The organism is Vibrio sp. 10N.222.55.C6 (assembly GCF_041473395.1).
GTDB lineage: Bacteria > Pseudomonadota > Gammaproteobacteria > Enterobacterales > Vibrionaceae > Vibrio > Vibrio crassostreae_C.
This window is the reverse complement of sequence record NZ_JBFRSD010000189.1, coordinates 1-391: the sequence shown is the minus strand read 5'-3', so window position 1 is coordinate 391 and position 391 is coordinate 1. Positions and strand designations below refer to the sequence as shown.

The window sequence follows — 391 nt, the reverse complement described above, 5'->3', positions numbered from 1 at the left end:
TAAGGGTGATGTTGGCTTCTCCGTGTGTTTCTCGTAAGGCTCTCGTTCCCACTGGTAACGCGGGGTGACCTCGTAAAACAGCCATTCCTTCCATACATTTTCTCTATACGTTACCGACACTTGCGAATATTCGTTGTGGTTATACGGTTCGCTGGTCGCGGTTATCGTGGCGCTGTATTACAGAGCTTGGTCTTGAGAAAGGTAATGGTACAAGGTAATGCCCGTACCATACTCCCAGCCTTTGAGGTCATCGTTATAGCCAGCAAAGTTAGACCAACGCGCTAAGAAATCGTCACTCAAAGAGAGGTCAAAATCGATATCAGTGATCTCTCCCGTCTCTTTCTTCTCTTGATACACACGTTGGGTTAGCCGGAATACTGCATCTGTGGTG

1 pseudogene is annotated in these 391 nt (G+C 47.6%); it reads right to left on the bottom strand.

Annotation, left to right across the window (positions count from 1 at the left end):
* A pseudogene (locus AB4486_RS23180) lies at window positions 1-391 on the bottom strand (hypothetical protein); the annotation flags it as partial.